General features: G+C 63.2%; 4 protein-coding genes. 2 read left to right on the top strand and 2 right to left on the bottom strand.

Annotation, left to right across the window (positions count from 1 at the left end; genetic code table 11):
* Positions 1-258 precede the first annotated feature (258 nt).
* The gene (locus tag MRY17_RS10410) at positions 259-1,086 is read right to left on the bottom strand and encodes a formyltransferase family protein (RefSeq protein ID WP_243353704.1); all 828 of its coding nucleotides are present in this window, start codon (positions 1,084-1,086) and stop codon (positions 259-261) included.
* Between the two features lie 198 nt (positions 1,087-1,284).
* On the opposite strand from MRY17_RS10410, the gene MRY17_RS10405 reads away from it, so the two are divergent.
* On the top strand, positions 1,285-2,937 hold the full coding sequence (locus MRY17_RS10405; protein WP_243353703.1) for a cyclic peptide export ABC transporter: 1,653 nt from the start codon (positions 1,285-1,287) through the stop codon (positions 2,935-2,937).
* A 107-nt stretch (positions 2,938-3,044) separates the two neighbouring features.
* Complete coding sequence (locus MRY17_RS10400) at positions 3,045-5,486, top strand: TonB-dependent siderophore receptor (RefSeq protein WP_243353702.1); 2,442 nt, start codon at positions 3,045-3,047, stop codon at positions 5,484-5,486.
* A 521-nt stretch (positions 5,487-6,007) separates the two neighbouring features.
* Here the strand turns inward: MRY17_RS10400 and MRY17_RS10395 are convergent.
* Positions 6,008-17,845, bottom strand: a complete 11,838-nt coding sequence (locus MRY17_RS10395; RefSeq protein ID WP_243353701.1) for a non-ribosomal peptide synthase/polyketide synthase — start codon at positions 17,843-17,845, stop codon at positions 6,008-6,010.
* Positions 17,846-17,847 lie beyond the last annotated feature (2 nt).

Genomic DNA, 17,847 nt, shown 5'->3' with positions numbered 1-17,847 from the left:
CGATCGGGTCCAGCCGCGCCGCATTGCGCGTCGGCACGAAGCCGCGATCAAGCTGGGCATCAGCGGGCGACATTCGTTGTTGCGGTGGATGTGCGCCACCGACAACAACACCAGTCTCTAAGCCGACACAGGTCAAAATGTGGGAGGGGGCTTGCCCCCGATAGCGGAGTATCAGCTTGCCTATGCATTGACTGACACGCTGCCATCGGGGGCAAGCCCCCTCCCACATTTGAACTCGATGCATCAGCAAGAGTGTATTCAGACCTGCCGGGCCAACAGTTCCAGGCCTTCATGCAACGCCGGGAACAGGCTGTTGTTGAAGTTGTTCCAGCGCAGTTCGAGGATGGTGTCTTGCGGCGAGATTTCGGTCTTCAATACGTCGTGGAACACTTCGCCGGAATCAATGCCGTTATCCACATAGTGGAACGATGCGCCAGTGAGGTAGAGCGGCTCTGAAGGCGTGGTGGCCCTGGTCGCCCAGTCCACCACGGTCTGCCCACGTGCGCCATACAGCGCATTCCAGGTGGCATAGGCACCACGGCGTTCGTAAGGCGATTCGATACGGGTGATACCCGGATGGATGTTCATGATGCGCCGCGCAAACGGCGCACCTGGGCGCACCAGTTCATCAAGGATCACCAGCAAGCCATCGAGCACCACGATGTCGGCTTTCAACTCCACCAGCACGTCCTGCAGGCGCCGTTCGAAATCCTGTTTGCCGGCGATATGTTCGGCGCTGCCCCGTGGCAGGCGACGATAGGTCGAGGGTACGCTCAGCAACAAGTCGTTGACCAACCTGCCCTGTACGCGCAGGTCGGCCGGGTACAACCACTGGCCGCCAGGCTTATAAGCGAAACCATAATCGGCGACCAGCGCCTGATCACGTGGATTCTGCTCATCATCGTCATATACCACCCCGACCAGGTTGTAGGCGTCGCCCAGCGCGGTGTCGTTGAGCGAGCCCACCAGAAATTCCAGTACCGACTTCATGTAGCGCTCATGGTCCTTGTAGGCCACCGACTGCCCGGCCTTGTCGGCGGCGGCATTTCTCAGGGACCACACATACACCAGGTTCTTTTTCGTCATTGTTTCGCTCTCGCAGAAGGAATACGTACGGCGTCAATACCCGTGCGCCTACACAACAAGAACGAACCAGCCCTCGCGCAATTTATCCAGCGCCGCCACCGCCCGGCACGCCGAGCTAAATAGTCGCGCCGACACTTCGTTTGTCATGGGTAAGGGTCTGTGTGCCCAGCCCCTCTTTTCACTCTCCGGGATGTATTTATGACCGAACCCAAACGCGGCGCCTTCAAAGGCTTGCTCGCCCTGCTCCGGCCCTTTCGCACCATTGTGACGGTCTCCGTCGCCCTCGGCATGGTGGGCGGCCTGGCCATTACGTTGCTGCTGGCGACCATCAATAACGCGCTGCATTCGGCGGCCGGCATGACCCAGGGCGTGGTCCTGACCTTTGCGGCGCTGTGCGTGGTGGCGCTGCTCAGCTCGATCATTTCCGACATCGGCACCAACTACGTCGGCCAACGGATCATCGCCGCCCTGCGCAAGGACCTCGGCGAGAAGGTATTGTCGGCACCCATCGGCCAGATCGAGCGCTATCGCTCCCACCGCCTGATCCCGGTGCTGACCCACGACGTCGACACCATCAGCGACTTTTCCTTCGCGTTCACGCCGCTGGCCATTGCGGCCACGGTCACCCTCGGATGCCTGGGCTACCTGGCCTACCTGTCGGTGCCGATGTTCCTGATGATGGTGGTGGCGATCATTATCGGCAGCGCCGTGCAGTTCATCGCCGGCGGCAAAGGCATCCAGGGCTTCGACCTGGCGCGCAGCCATGAAGATGAGTTGCAGCGTTACTACAACGCCATCGCGTCCGGCGCCAAGGAACTGCGCATGCACCGGCCACGGCGGTTTCGCATGAACACCCACCGTATCCAGGAAACCGCCGACCGCATCAGCGACATCCAGGTGCGTTCGGTCAACATCTACATCCTCGCCAAGACGTTCGGCTCGATGCTGTTCTTCGTGGTCATCGGCCTGGCGCTGGCGATGCAGGCATACAACCCCAACCCGGACCCGACGGTGATCACCGGCTTCGTGCTGGTGCTGCTGTACATGAAAGGCCCGTTGGAACACCTGCTGGGTTACCTGCCCGTAGTCGGCAAGGCCAAGATCGCGTTCGGCCGCATCAGTGAACTGTCGGAGCGTTTTTCGTCCCCGGAACCGCACTTGCTGATGGACGACAGCGAAGCGCCGAAACCGGTGGTCAACAGCCTCGAACTGCGCGACGTGAGCTACAGCCCACCCGCGGTCGAGGGCAGCGAGCCGTTCCACCTGGGGCCGATCAACCTGAGCATCCAGCAAGGCGACATCGTGTTTATCGTCGGCGAAAACGGCAGCGGCAAGACCACCCTGATCAAGCTGCTGCTGGGCTTGTACCCGCCCCAGGCCGGCGAGATTCGCCTGAACGGCGAAGCGGTCACCGACCCTGAGCGCGACGACTATCGCCAGCTGTTCACCACGGTGTTTTCCGACTACTACCTGTTCGACGACCTGGTCCAGGGCAGCGCCACCCAGTCCCTGGACAGCGCCACCAAATACCTGGAACGCCTGGAAATCGCGCACAAGGTCAGCGTCAAGGACGGCGTGTTCAGCACCACCGACCTCTCCACCGGCCAGCGCAAGCGCCTGGCCCTGGTCAACGCCTGGCTGGAAGAACGCCCGGTGCTGGTGTTCGACGAATGGGCCGCCGACCAGGACCCGGCCTTCCGCCGGATCTTCTACACCGAGCTGTTGCCGGACCTCAAGCGCCTGGGCAAGACCATCATCGTAATCAGCCACGACGACCGCTATTTCGATATCGCCGACCAGCTGGTGCGCCTGCGCGCCGGCCAGGTGGTACATGAAATGGAACCGGCGTGAATTTATTTTCCGGTTTTTCCAGGTAGGAACGTCTCACTAGTGGTAATGAGAATTAACCTCAATAGATACGATAACTGCCCACTTAAAACCTAGAAGAGAAAGCATCCATGCCAGCACGACTCGGTCTCAGCCCCCTGAGTAAAGCGTTATCCATGCGCAGGGCCCTGAACATGAACCTTCTTCCGAGTGCCCTGGCCCTGGCGGTGTCGCTGCCGGTTGCAGGCTATGTACAGGCCCAGGAGATCGAGTTGAACATTCCCGCGCAGCCGCTGGGGAGCGCGCTGCAGGAATTGGGTCGCCAGACCAATATGCAAGTGTTGTACAGCCCTGGCGACGTGCAGGGTAAGAACAGCCGTGCGATCAAGGGCAAGATGCAGCCGCAGCAGGCCATCGATGCGTTGCTGGCAGGCAGCCAGACCACCTACAGCCTCAACGGCAATACTTTGACCGTGGCCGCCGCCAGCACCGCCGGCGGGCTGGAACTGAGCCCCACTGAGGTCACCGCCAACTACCTGGGCAACATCACCGAAGGCTCGGGTTCCTACACCCCGGGCACTATCGCCACCGCCACGCGCCTGACCCTGACACCCCGGCAAACCCCGCAGTCGATCACCGTGGTCACTCGCCAGCACATCGAGGACTTCGGCCTCAACAACATGGACGACGTGATGCGCCACACGCCGGGCATCACTGTGTCGGCCTATGACAGCGACCGCACCAACTACTATTCCCGGGGCTTTTCGGTCAACAGCTTCCAGTACGACGGTATTCCTTCCACCGTGCGCAACGTCGGTTATTCGGCGGGCAACACCTTGAGCGACATGGCGATCTATGACCGTGTCGAAGTACTCAAGGGCGCTACCGGCCTGCTCAATGGCGCCGGCTCCCTGGGGGCGACCATCAACCTGATCCGCAAGAAACCGACTTCGGATTTCAAGGGTCATGTGCAACTGGGCGCTGGCTCCTGGGACAACTACCGCAGTGAAGTGGATGTCAGCGGGCCCCTGACCGACAGCGGCAATATCCGTGGGCGCGCGGTCGCTGCGTACCAGGACAAGAAGTCCTTCATGGACCACTATTCGCGCAAGACCGAAACCTACTACGGCATTACCGAATTCGATCTGTCCCCCGACACCCTGCTGACCGTGGGCTTTGACTACCAGGACAACGTTCCGCAGGGTTCGAGCTGGTCCGGCTCCTTCCCGCTGGTCAACTCCAACGGCAGCATCAACAAGATGCCGCGCTCCTACAACAACGGCACCACCTGGAGTTCCTGGGAGCAGAACACCCGTACCGCGTTCGCCATGCTCGAGCATGACCTGGGTGACGGCTGGGTGACCAAGTTCCAGCTCGACCACAAAATCAACGGCTACCACGCCGACCTGGGTTCGATTCAGTTCGTCCAGCCGGCAGCCGATGGCACCGCCGAAATCAACGGGCAGAAGTACACCGGCGAAACCAAAAGCACCTCCGCCGACCTCTACGCCACCGGACCTTTCAGCTTGTTCGGCCGCGAACATGAGTTGGTAGTGGGCGGCTCGATCGGCACCTCGCGCTGGCAGGGCAAGGGTTACTGGGCGCCGGAATGGCCGGGCGGCAACAAAGTCGATTTCTATAACTGGAACGGCCACCTCGCCAAGCCTATCTACGGCCCGGCCCAGCAGTACATCGACGACACCATCCGCCAGACGGGTTACTACGTGACCACGCGCTTGAACGTGATGGATGACCTGAACGTGATCCTCGGCGGGCGCGTGGCCAACTATCACGTCACCGGTAACAACCCTTCCTACAAGGAAACCGGGCGGTTCATTCCTTATGCCGGGGTGATCTACGACCTCAACGACAACTTCTCGGCCTACGCCAGCTACACCGATATTTTCCAGCCTCAGGAAAGCACCTATAAGGACCGCAACGAAAAACTGCTGGAACCCGACGAAGGCCAGAACTACGAGATTGGCCTCAAGGGCGAGTTCTTCAATGGCCGTCTGAACACCAGCATCGCTTACTTCGAAGTGCATGAGACCAACCGGGCGATCTCCGACGATGCGTACAACAACCAGACGCCGACCCCGCAGAACTATGCGTTCAAAGGCTCCAAGGCCGTGACCAAGGGCTACGAAGCGGAAATCTCCGGTGAGTTGAGCCCGGGCTGGCAAGTGCAAGGTGGCTACACCCACAAAATCGTGCGCGATGACGACGACAAGAAGATCTCCACCTTCGAGCCCGAGCATCAGGTCAACCTGAACACCACCTACAAGCTCAAGGGTGACCTGGACAAGTTCACCATCGGCGGCGGCGTGCGCTGGCAGACCAAGGGCTGGAACGAGATCTGGAACGGGCCGCTGGAAACCAACCAGGACATCACCCAGGAATCCTACTGGCTGGTGGACCTGATGACCCGCTATCAGGTCACCAAAAACCTGTCGGCAACGGTCAACTTCAACAACATCTTCGACAAGTCCTACTACACCAACGTCGGCTTCTATAACTCTGCCGCCTACGGCGAGCCGCGTAACGTGATGGTCAGTACGCGCTGGGACTTCTGACCGCACGGCCAATCGGCGGAGTAATGGGATCAAAATGTGGGAGGGGGCTTGCCCCCGATGGCAGTGTGTCAGTTAATACATCTGTTGACTGTGACACCGCAATCGGGGGCAAGCCCCCTCCCACATTGGATAATGCCGTCCTGATCCGCCTCGTAATGTTCAGCATCGCCGGGAATTCTGACCGCACGGCGGCAAGCTCTCCAATCGGCGGAGCAATGGGGATCAAAAGGTGGGAGGGGGCTTGCCCCCGATGGCAGTGTGTCAGTCAATACATCTGTTGACTGTGACACCGCAATCGGGAGCAAGCCCCCTCCCACATTGGATAATGCCGTCCTGATCCGCCTCGTAATGTTCAGCATCGCTGGGAATTCTGACCGCACGGCGGCAAGCTCTCCAATCGGCGGAGCAATGGGGATCAAAAGGTGGGAGGGGGCTTGCCCCGATGGCAGTGTGTCAGTCAATACGTCTGTTGACTGTGACACCGCCATCGGGGGCAAGCCCCCTCCCACATTGGATACGGGTTACCCCATCGCCTCCGCCAAGCTGCGGATGAACGCGGCGCTGTCGACAATGCCGTCGTGGTCCGTCTCGATCATCACCGAACGCTCGATGCGTCCCTGGCTGATCACTGTCGCCATCTGCTGTTCGATCAATTCCCTGAAGCGCCCTGCCCGGCTCATGGACGCCCACCAGCAACTGACTGGCGCCTTGATCGGCTTGAAGTCGGCCGCGACCATCCGTTCGCTCAACGCGCGGTCGACGTCCCAGGCAATCTGCGCTTCATTGCCCTGCAGCAATTGCTCCTTGATGGCGGTAAAGGGTTCGCCCAATGCCTGCTCAGCCCAGCTCACGAACCCTTGCCATTGACCCGCCTCATCGTCGGCATCGCGCTGGCATTGCTCCCAGGCACGCTGTATCGCCTCGGCAAACTCAGGAAACATCACGCCCAGTAAAGCGGCGCGGCGCTCGTTGGCCGACACCTCACGATCTTCTCCAACTTCCACCGCATCCCAGTAGGGCTTGACCCACTGCGGCGGCGCGGCGTCGATCCACCCGACAAACTCCACTTCACGCCCCGCCTGTTCCAGGCCGTGCGCCACTTCCATCGCCAGGTTGCCGCCCAACGACCAGCCTGCCAGGCGGAACGCTCCCTGAGGCTGGGCCATCAGCAATTGCGCGATGTAATCCTCGACCATCACTTGCCAGTGCGGCACCGCCGCGCCCTCCTCGGCCAATGCACGGCACATCACTCCGAATACAGGGCGCTGCTCGCGCAGTGCCAGGGCAATCGCGGTGTAGCAATGCACCGAGCCAAAGCTTGGGTGGAACAGGAACAACGGCGTGCCTTCGGTCTGCTGGTTGAGCCTGACGATCAACGACGTTCGGTGATCGCCCTGCAAGCAGCCGACCTGCCCCGCCACGGTCGGATTGAGCATTAACTGGCTGACCGACAAATTCACGCCGCTGACCTTGCGGATGCGCTCCTTGAGCATCAGTACCCGCAACGAATGGCCACCCAGCTCGAAGAAATTGTCGTGCAGCCCCACGCGTTCCACCCCCAGCACCTCGCTCCAGATCGCCGCGACCTGCTGCTCTATTTCGCTGCAAGGTGCCTGGTACTGCCCGGTGCCGTGGGCCTCTGGCTTGGGTAATGCCTTGCGATCCAGCTTGCCGTTCGGGCTCAGCGGCATCTGCGCCAAAACCACCCATTGCGCCGGCACCATGTAGTCCGGCAACTGCGCGGCCAGATGGGCAACCAACGCGACTTTCCAATCGTCCTGCGGCTGTTGCAGCACCACGTAACCCACCAGGTGGGTGCCGTCGACCGCGAGCACTGCCGCTTCACGGATGCTGCTGTGTTCCAGCAGGCGCGCTTCGATCTCACCCAGCTCGATGCGCAGCCCGCGCAGTTTGACCTGGTGGTCGATGCGCCCGGCGTATTCAATCACGCCATCGTCGCGATAGCGTGCCAGGTCACCGGTGCGATACAGGCGCGCGCCGCTGCCGAACGGGTCGGTGACAAAGCGCTCGGCGGTCAGCGCGGGGCGACGGTGATAACCCCTCGCCAGTCCGATCCCGCCCAGGTACAACTCACCCAACACGCCGACCGGCGCCGGTTCCAGATTGGCGTCCAGCACATAGCACGCCAGGTTGGCGATCGGCCGGCCAATCGGCACGGCGTCGCGGCCTTCTTCGACGCAGGTCCAGTGGGTCACGTCGATAGCCGCTTCGGTCGGGCCATACAAGTTATACAACTCGGCGCCAGGCAGCTTGGCGAAGACCTGCTGCTGGGCATCGGCGGGCAGCGCTTCACCACTGCACACAATGCGTTGCAGGCTGCGGCACGAGGCCACCTCTGCGTCTTGCAGGAAGGCTTGCAGCATGGACGGCACGAAATGCAGCGTGGTGATTTGGTGCGCGTTGATCAGGCTGACCAGCCGCGCCGGGTCACGATGATCGCCCGGTGCTGCCACCACCAGGCGTGCGCCGGTCATCAATGGCCAGAAGAACTCCCACACCGACACGTCAAAGCTGAACGGCGTTTTCTGCAGTACGCTGTCGCGGGCCTCGAGGCCATACGCCTGCTGCATCCAGCACAGCCGGTTGATCAGCGCACAATGGCGGTTGCCGGCGCCCTTGGGCTGGCCAGTGGAGCCGGAGGTGTAGATCACATAGGCGAGGTTTTCGCCCTGCACGGCGACGTTCGGGTTGTGGGCGCTGAAAGCGTCCAGCGAGGCCTCGTTGCTTTCCAGTACAAGGCTTTGCACGCCGGCAGGCACCGGCAATTGCGCCTGCAGGTGGGCTTGGGTCAACAGCAGTTGCACAGCGCTGTCCTGCAGCATGTAGGCCAGTCGCTCACGCGGGTATTCCGGGTCCAGCGGCACATACGCACCGCCCGCCTTGAGCACCGCCAACAAACCCACGACCATTTCGATCGAGCGTTCCAGCGCCAGCCCCACCAGTACGTCCGGGCCGACGCCGGCAGCGATCAGGCGATGGGCCAGGCGGTTGGCCCGGGCGTTCAACTGCGCGTAGCTCAAGGTCTGCCCGGCAAATACCAGCGCCGGAGCATGCGGCGTGCGCTGCACCTGTGCCTCGATCAACTGATGCACCGCTTGATCCAGCGGATATTCCACAGCAGTGGCGTTCCATGTCTGCACCAGCGTCGCGCGCTCGGCGGCGGCCAGGGTTGGCAATGCGCCGAGGCGTTGGGAAGCATCGTCTGCCAATGCCATGAGTAATTGCTGGAAGTGTTCGGCCAGGCGCTGGATATGCGCTGCGCTGAAGGCCTTGCGGTCGTAGTTGAACTCCACGCCCAGGCTGTCGCCTATCGCCAGCAGGACCGTCAGTGGGTAGTGGGTCTGCTCCAGGCTATGCACTGCGCCAAAGCGCAGCCCCGACGGCGCGCCCTGCTCCAGGGCCTCGGACACCGGGTAGTTTTCGAAGACGAGGATACTGTCGAACAGCGCTTCGCCGCCCAGCCCGGCCCACCGCTGGATCTCGAACAATGGCGTGTGTTCCTGCTCACGCAAGCTCAGGTTCTGCTGCTGGATCTGCTGCAGCCACTGGCTGACCGGCATCTGTGCATCCGGGGTCGCCACCACCGGCAAGGTGTTGATGAACAGGCCGACCTGCTGTTCAATCCCGCGCAATTGCGCCGGACGCCCTGCCACCGTGGCACCGAACGCCACGGTGGCGTGGCCGGTGTGGTGCTGCAGCAGCAACAGCCAGGCGCTTTGCACCAAGGTGTTGAGGGTGACTTTGTTACGCTGTGCGAACGCTTTGAGGCGCTCGGTCTGCGGCGCATCAAGACTCAGGCGATGCTCACCGTTAATCGCCAGGGCCGTGTCATCCTGCACCTGTGCGCCACGCGCCAGGCGCGTAGGTTCCTGCAAGTCGATCAACTGGTCTTTCCAGAACGCCTGGCTGAGCGCCTTGTCCTGGGCGTGCAGCCAGGCAATGTAATCGCGATAACGCCCGGTCGGCGCCGGCAACGGCTCACCCGCATAGTGTTGCAGGACTTCGCCAAACAACTGCGAACCACTCCAGCCGTCCATCAGGATGTGGTGATTGGTGTAGATCAAGTGATGGCTCGACGCACCGGTGCGCACCACCGTCAGGCTCAACAGCGGCGCCTGTTCCAGCACAAAGCCCTGGGCCCGTGTCGATTCGGCCAGGCTGTCGAGGCTTTGGATGGCATCGCTGCGGGCCTGCCAGTCCAGTTCGACAAACGGAATGCGCACCTGTTTGTAGACCACCTGCAATGGCTGCGCCAACTCAGCCTGCCAGACAAAACCGCTGCGCAGGATCTCGTGGCGCTCGACCGCCGCCTGCCACGCCTGGTGGAAGCGCGGTACATCCAGGCCCTGCACGTCGATGCGCATCTGGTTGATGTAGTCACCTGTGCCTTCGCCGTACAGCGACTGGAACAGCATGCCCTGCTGCATGGGCGACAGCGGGTACAGGTCTTCGACCTCGGATACGTTCAGCGCCAGGTCATCCAACTGCTGCTGGGTCAGGTTCGCCAGGGGGAAGTCGGAAGGCGTCACGCCGCGGTTGGCTGGCTCACAGCAGTGGTCGATCAGCGCCCTGAGTTCCTCGGCATACTCATCGGCCAATTGCTGGACAGTCGCTGGCGCGAACATCGCCTGGCTGAAACTCCAGTTCAACTTCAACTCGCCGCCATACACCTGGCCGTTGATTTCCAGCCAGTTACCCAAGGGCGCCTGCGGGCTTTGCTCGGCACCGCTGGCGTCGCCGGAAGGCACAAACAGCCCTGGCTGCTCGGCGCTGTCGAAGCTGGCGTCGAACTGCCCCAGGTAGTTGAACGTGATGCGCGGGCGTGGCAACGCGGCCAATGCCTGTTGAGCCTCGGCGTCGCCCAGGTAACGCAAGGCGCCAAAGCCCAGGCCTTTGTCGGGGACGGCGCGCAGTTGTTCCTTGATCTGCTTGAGTGAGCCGGCCAGGGTGGCGGCCGGCAGCAATTGCAACGGGTAGAGGCTGGTGAACCATCCGACGGTGCGGGTCAGGTCGATCTCGTCGAACAGGTCTTCGCGGCCGTGGCCCTCGAGCCTGATCAACATCGACGCATCAGCGGTCCAGCGTGTGATCACACGGGCCAGGGCGGTCAGCAACAGATCGTTGATCTGGGTGCGATAGGCGCTCGACGCGTCCTGCAGCAAGCGGCGGGTATAGGTTGGGTCCAGCTGCGTCGTCACACTCAGCGCCAGGTGGTTGCTCAAACTGGCCTGCGGGTCGGCGCCCGGCAAGCCGGAAGGGCTGCCCTGCAGTTGCGCCTGCCACCAGGCCAGTTCATGTTGCAGGGCTTCGCTGCGCGCATACGTCTGCAGGCGCTCGGCCCAGGCGCGGGTGGCGCTGGTCTTGGCCGGCAGTTGCACGGTGGCGCCCTGGGCCAGTTGCTGGTAGGTACTTTGCAAATCTTCGAGCAGGATGCGCCAGGACACGCCGTCGACCACCAGGTGATGGATGACCAGCAACAAACGCTGGGAGCCGTCGGCCAACTGCGCCAGCACCGCACGCAACAACGGCCCCGCCTCCAGGTCAAGGCTGCGCTGGGCTTCTTCGCCCAGGGCTTCAAGCTCCTCGAGCGTATTCAAGGTGGTCTGCCACAGCACCTGGTCGGCCTGGTGCAGGTGCGGCCCACGGTAGGCCGCGCTCCAGCCTGCCGGCCCCTGCACAAACGTGCTGCGCAAGGCGTCGTGGTGCACGATCAGCGCCTCGAGCGCCGCCACCAGCAGCGACGCCTGTAACGGCTGGTGCGGTTGCAGCACCACGGATTGGTTCCAGTGGTGGCGCTGGGGTATGTCATCGGCAAAAAATGCCTGTTGCACCGGCAACAGCAGCAGTTCACCGCTCAGCGCCGACTGATCCAGCAACACCGCGCCCCCGCCTTCCCGGGCGACCGCCGCCAGGCTCTGCACGGTCTGGTGCTGGAACAGGTCCTTGGGCGAAAAGTGCACCCCGACCTGACGCGCCCGGCTGACCACCTGGATCGACATGATCGAGTCGCCGCCCAGCTCGAAGAAGTTGTCATGCAAGCCCACGTGCGGCAGGCGCAGCACGTCGGACCAGATCGCAGCGATCTTGCGCTCCAGCTCACTCTGCGGCGCCACATACACCTGCTGCATCAGGCTCACATCCGGCAACGGCAGGCCCTTGCGGTCGAGCTTGCCGTTGGGGGTCAGCGGCATGCGTTCGAGGAACATCAGGTGCGTGGGCACCATGTAGTCCGGCAACCGGGTTTTCAGGGCGCGGCGCAGGGCTTCGCGGCCGTTGGCCTGGGCGACGGCATCGTCCAGCAGCGCCGGGTCCAGCGGTACCACGTAGGCCACCAGTTGCTTGCCGGTCGGGCCTTCCTGGGCCACCACCACGGTTTCGCCGACGCTGTCCTGTTCGCGCAGGCGCGCTTCGATTTCGCCCAGTTCGATACGGAAACCACGGATTTTCACCTGATGGTCGACACGCCCCAGGTAATCCACCACGCCATCCGCACGCCCACGGGTCAGGTCACCGCTGCGATACACACGGCTGCCGGGCTTGCCGAACGGGTCCGGCACGAAACGTTCGGCGGTCAGCGCCGGACGCTCAAGGTAACCCCGGGCCACGCCCTCGCCGCCCAGGTACAACTCGCCGGCCACGCCGATGGGTTGCAGGTTGAGCTGCGCGTCCAATACGTAACCGCTGCGGTTGCCGAGCAAAGTGCCGATGGGCGCATACACCGCGCCACACGGGTCGCCTTTGCGCGCCTTCCACAGCAGCGGCGTGACCACGGTTTCAGTCGGGCCGTAGCCGTTGAACAGGTAGGTCGGTTTCAGCGCGCGCCAGGCCAGGTCGTAGCTGGCCTGGGCCACGGCATCACCGCCGAAGCAGTACACCCGCACCGCCGGGGGGTTGCCGTCGCGCTCGGCGTGTTCGGCCAGTTGCTGCAGGTAAACGGGTGGGAACACCGCCATGGTCACGTTGTGCCGGTGCATCTGCGCATAGGTGTATTCCGGCAGCCACAGGCTGTCGTCGCGGATCAGCACGCTGGCGCCATTGATCAACGGGTGCATCCAGCCTTCATGGGAACCGTCGAAGGCGAACGACATGAAGTGCAGTTCGCAATCGGCCGGGCGGGTTTCATAGCGTTCGCCGGTGGCGATGATGTGCGCCACCAGGGGCCCGTGGGACACCGCCACGCCCTTGGGCATGCCGGTGGAGCCGGAGGTGTAGATCACGTAGGCGAGGTTGTCGCCGTCGAGGGCGACGTTCGGCGCCGCGTAATTGTCATCGGACCAGTCCTGCAGCTGATCCACCGCCAGGGCTTGCAGGCCTTGCGGAATCGGCAGGCGCTGTTGCACCGTCGAGTGGGTCAACAGCAACCGCGCGCGGCTGTCCTGCATCATGTACAGCAGGCGATCACGCGGGTATTCGATATCCAGCGGCACGTACACGCCGCCGGCCTTCATCACGGCGAGGAACGCCACCATGATCTCGGCGCTGCGCGGCATGGCGATGGCGACGCGCACTTCCGGGCCGATACCACGGGCGATCAGCGCGTGGGCCAGGCGGTTGGCCTGGCGATCCAGCTCGTCGTACGTGAGCTGCTCGTCGGCGAACTTCACCGCCACCGCATCCGGGGTTTCCCGCGCGCGATCGGCGACCAACTCATGCACCAGGCGCCGGGCCGAGAAGCCGGAGGCGCTGCGATCCCACAGATGCAAGATCTGTTGCTGCTCGGCGGCGTCCAGCAGGTTCAACTGACCGAGCGGTTGCCGAGGGTTGGCGACCATGCCCTGCAGCAGGTTCTGCCAGTGACGCGCCATGCGTTGCACGGTGTCGGCTTCGAACAGGTCCTGGGCATAACCGAGGGTGGCCCAGATGCCTTCGGTGGATTCCTGGATATCCAGGTCCAGGTCGAAATGCGCGGTCTTGCTTTGCCATTCCAGCCCCTGGACCAGCAGGTGCGGCAGGTGCTGCTGGACCTGGGCCTGGCCGACATCGGTCTGGTGGTTGAACATCACTTGGAACAGCGGGTTGTGGCTCAGGCTGCGTTCCGGTTGCAGGGCTTCCACCAACTGTTCGAACGGCAGGTCCTGATGGGCTTGGGCCTCCAGCGCGCGTTGCCTCGTTTGTTGCAGCAACTGCTCGACGCTCATCTGGCCGTGCAGGTCCGCCTTGAGCACCTGGGTATTGACGAAGAAGCCGATCAGCCGCTCGGTTTCGCTGCGGTTGCGGTTGGCGATGGGCACGCCGACGCGGATTTCTTCCTGGCCGCTGTAGCGGTGCAGCAGGGTCTGGAACGACGCCAGCAGCAACATGAACAGGGTCACGCCCTGTTGCCGGGCCAAGGCCTTGAGCTGCTGGCTCAGTTCGGGGTCCAGCTCGAAGGCCAGGCGTGCGCCGCGATGGCTTTGCACGGCGGGACGCGGGTGGTCGAACGGCAACTCCAGCACACTTTGCTCGCCGCCGAGCCTTTCGCGCCAGTACGCCAGCTGACGGTCTTTCTCACCCGCCTCCATCCAATTGCGCTGCCACACGGCATAGTCGGCGTACTGGATCGGCAATGCCGGCAGCTGCACTTCCTCGCCCTGGCTGTAACCCGCATAGAGCTGCACCAGTTCTTCGACCATCACCTGCATCGACCAGCCATCGGAGACGATGTGGTGTTGCACCAGCACCAGCACATGCTCATCAGCAGCCAGGCGCAGCAGCGACACACGCAGCAACGGGCCGTGTTCCAGGTCGAACGGCTGCGCGATCTGCGCCTCGACCTGCGCCTGGAGTTCAGCCTCGTCGACATCGGCGTGAGCGATCTGCAGCGACGCCGATGGCGCGACCACTTGAACCGCACGGTCATGCTCCTGGCGCAGACAAGTGCGCAGGCTTTCATGCCGGGCCAGCAACGCATCGAAACTGCGCTGCAATGCGCCCAGGTCCAGTTGTCCTTCCAGGCGCAATGCACTGGGGATGTGGTAGGCGGCGCTGTGCGGTTCCAATTGCCAGAGAAACCACTGACGCTCCTGGGCATAGGACAGCGGCAAGGCCTGCTCGCGTCCCACCGGTATCAACGGCGGTGCGCTCGGCGCCAGGCTGTCCTGGGCCTGCAATGCCGCGACAAACGCGTCCAGCCGCGGGTGTTCGAACAAGGCCTTGAGCGGCACCTCGCGCTGCAGCGTCTGGCGAATGCGCGACACCACTTGCATCGCCAGCAGGGAATGCCCGCCCAGTTCAAAGAAGTGCTGGTTCAAACCGACGTTGTCGGCACCGAGAATATCGGCCCAGATCGCAGCGATCTGCTGTTGCAACGCGGTGACCGGCGCCTGCCAGTCCTGTTGTGCCGCGTTGGCGTCAGGCTTGGGCAGTGCCTGGCGGTCCAGCTTGCCGTTGGGGTTGAGCGGCATGCGCTCGAGGTAGATCAAGTGCGCCGGCACCATGTAGTCCGGCAGCTGTTCGCGCAGGGTACTCATCAACCGCTCGGCTTCACTCGACGGTTGCGCGGGCACCAGGTAGGCCAGCAATTGGTTGTCAACGGCCAGCACCAGCGCTTCACGCACGCCGTCCTGCGCCAACAGCACCGTTTCGATCTCACCCAGTTCGATGCGAAAACCACGGATCTTCACTTGATGGTCGACCCGCCCGACGTACTCCACCACGCCATCGGCGCGATAACGCGCCAGGTCGCCGCTGCGATAAAGCCGCTCGCCGCACGCGCTGAACGGGTTGGCGACAAAGCGCTCGGCGGTCAGGCTCGGGCGCCGCAGATAAGCGCTGGCCAGGCCGCTGGCGCTGGCGATGTAGAGCTCGCCCACGGCACCGGCGGGCAGCAGGTTCAGGTCGCGATCCAGCACATACAGGCCGCGCCCGGGTAGTGCGCGGCCAATGGGGCTGGCGGTGACGCCGCTGATCACGTCGGGGTCGGTGCAGTCCAGCACGCTGGAGACCACCGTCGCCTCGGTCGGACCATAGGTGTTGAGCAGCCGCACATGGCCCAGGCCCGCGCGTTGCCACAACAACGGGCCGTCGAGGGGCATGGCTTCGCCACCGATATGAACCTGGCGCAAAGCGCCGTAAGACCGCGCGCCCGCCGCCAGGCAATCCTGCAGGAACAGCTTCCAGTAGGCGGTCGGCAAGTCGGCCAGGGTGATGCCCTGCTCGATGATCTGCCGATACAGCTCGGCACCGTCCCACAATTGCGGGCCGCGCAGCACCACCGTGGCGCCAAGGGTCAGGGCCGGGTACAACTGCTCGACGAAGCCGTCGAAATTCAAGGTTGCGAACTGCAATACCCGGTCTTGTGCGACCAGCTGCGAATAATCGGCGGCGATGCCGGCGAACTCACTCAACGCGCCATGGCTGACGGCAACCCCCTTGGGTTTGCCGGTAGAACCCGAGGTGTAGATCACATAGGCCAGGCTCAGCGGTTCGAAAACAGCGGCTGGATTGTGTTCATCACACAGCGCCAACTGTGCCTGGGCCAGGTCGATTTCCACAGCAGCCACGTGCGCAGGCAATGGCAGGCGATCACGCAGGTGCGACTGGGTCAACACCAGGCGCACGTCGCTGTCCTCGAGCATGTGCACCAGACGTTCGCGGGGGTACCCAGGGTCCAGCGGCACATAGGCAGCGCCGGTCTTGAGCACCGCCAACAGGCTGACCACCATGGCAAACGAGCGCTCCACGGCGATCCCGACCAAGGCCTGCGGGCCGATGCCTTGAGCGATCAAGTAATGCGCCAGGCGGTTGGCCTGGCGGTTCAGTTCGCCGTAGCTGAGGACCTGGTCGTCCAGGGCCAGGGCTTGGCGTTCGGGCTGCGCGGCGGCCCGGGCTTCGAACAGCCGGTGCACGCCTTGCAATTCACCGGCGCAGGCCGGGGCGTTCCAGTCCTGGAGCATGCGCTGCTGCTCGGCGACATCCAGCAGCGAAAGCTCGGCCAGAAGGCTGTGCGGGGCGCTGACGACCGCCTGCAGCAACTGCTGCCAATGCTGCGCCAGGCGCTCGATGGTCGCCGCATCGAACAAATCGGTGGCGTAGTTCAGCGCCGCCCAAAGCCCTTCGACCGACTCGTGGGTGTCCAGGCTCAGGTCGAAATGCGTGGTGCAACTGTCCCAGTCCAGCTCCGTCACGCGCAGGCGCGGCAGTTGCTGGCCGTCGCGCCCGCCCTGGGCGTCGGTCTGATGGTTGAACATCACCTGGAACAAGGGGTTGTGGCTCAGGCTGCGCTCAGGCGAAAGCGCCACCACCAGTTGCTCGAACGGCAGGTCCTGGTGGGCCTGGGCTTCCAGGGAACGTCGCTTGGCCTGTTGCAGCAACTCGACAAAGCTCATCTGCCCGTCCAGGTCCGCCTTGAGCACCTGGGTGTTGACGAAAAAGCCGATCAGCCCCTCGGTTTCGACGCGGTTGCGGTTGGCAATCGGCACGCCGATGCGAATATCCGACTGCCCGCTGTAGCGGTAAAGCAAGGTCTGGAAGGAAGCGAGCAGCAGCATGAATGGGGTGACGCCCTCTTGCTGCGCCAGACGCTTGAGGCCGGCGACCAGTTCGGGCTGCAGATGCAGCTCCAGGCTCGCGCCGCGATGGCTTTGCTGCGCCGGGCGCGGACGGTCCAGCGGCAGTTCCAGCACCGGCTGTTCACCGCCCAGCAGCGCCTGCCAATAGGCCAGTTGTCGCACCCGCTCCCCCGCTTCCATCCAGCCGCGCTGCCACAGGGCATAGTCGGCGTACTGGATCGGCAGCTGCGGCAATTGCAGCGTCTGGCCCTGGCTGTACGCGGCATACAATTGCACCAGCTCCCGGACCATCACCTGCATCGACCAACCGTCGGAGACAATGTGGTGCTGCACCATCACCAGTACATGCTCATCTTCAGCCAGTTGCAGCAAGGTTACGCGCAGCAGCGGAGCCTGGTGCAAATCGAACGGCCGCGCCACCTCCGCTTCCACTCGTGCCATCAACTGTGCTTCATCAATCTGCCCTTGTTGAATCTCAACCCGTGCCTGGGGCAGCACGGCCTGCCACACCTGCTCACCCTCTTCGACCAGATGCGTGCGCAGGCTCTCGTGTCGGGCCAGCAGGCTGTCGAAGCTACGCTGCAATGCCGCCAGGTCCAGCCGACCGTGCAAACGCAAGGCGCCGGGGATGTGGTAAGTGGCGCTACCGGGATCCAACTCCCACAGAAACCACTGACGCTCCTGGGCGTATGACAGCGGCAAACGTTGGCCGTCTTCACGGATGCAAGCAATCGGCAGTTGAGCGAAGCTCATGCCTCGGCCTTGCAGGCGCTGATAAAACTGCTGGCGTTGTTCCAGAGGCAGGCGAAGAAAGCGCGACACCAGGTCGATGTTAGGGTTGGAAAGCATGG

Source organism: Pseudomonas orientalis (genome assembly GCF_022807995.1).
GTDB classification, from domain to species: Bacteria; Pseudomonadota; Gammaproteobacteria; order Pseudomonadales; family Pseudomonadaceae; genus Aquipseudomonas; species Aquipseudomonas orientalis_B.
This window is presented reverse-complemented; position numbering and strand designations above follow the sequence as displayed.

Coding starts and splice junctions, on each gene's coding strand:
- MRY17_RS10400 (WP_243353702.1), top strand. CDS start 3,045: ATGCCAGCACGACTCGGTCTCAGCCCCCTGAGTAAAGCGTTATCCATG.
- MRY17_RS10405 (WP_243353703.1), top strand. CDS start 1,285: ATGACCGAACCCAAACGCGGCGCCTTCAAAGGCTTGCTCGCCCTGCTC.
- MRY17_RS10410 (WP_243353704.1), bottom strand. CDS start 1,086: ATGACGAAAAAGAACCTGGTGTATGTGTGGTCCCTGAGAAATGCCGCC.
- MRY17_RS10395 (WP_243353701.1), bottom strand. CDS start 17,845: ATGCTTTCCAACCCTAACATCGACCTGGTGTCGCGCTTTCTTCGCCTG.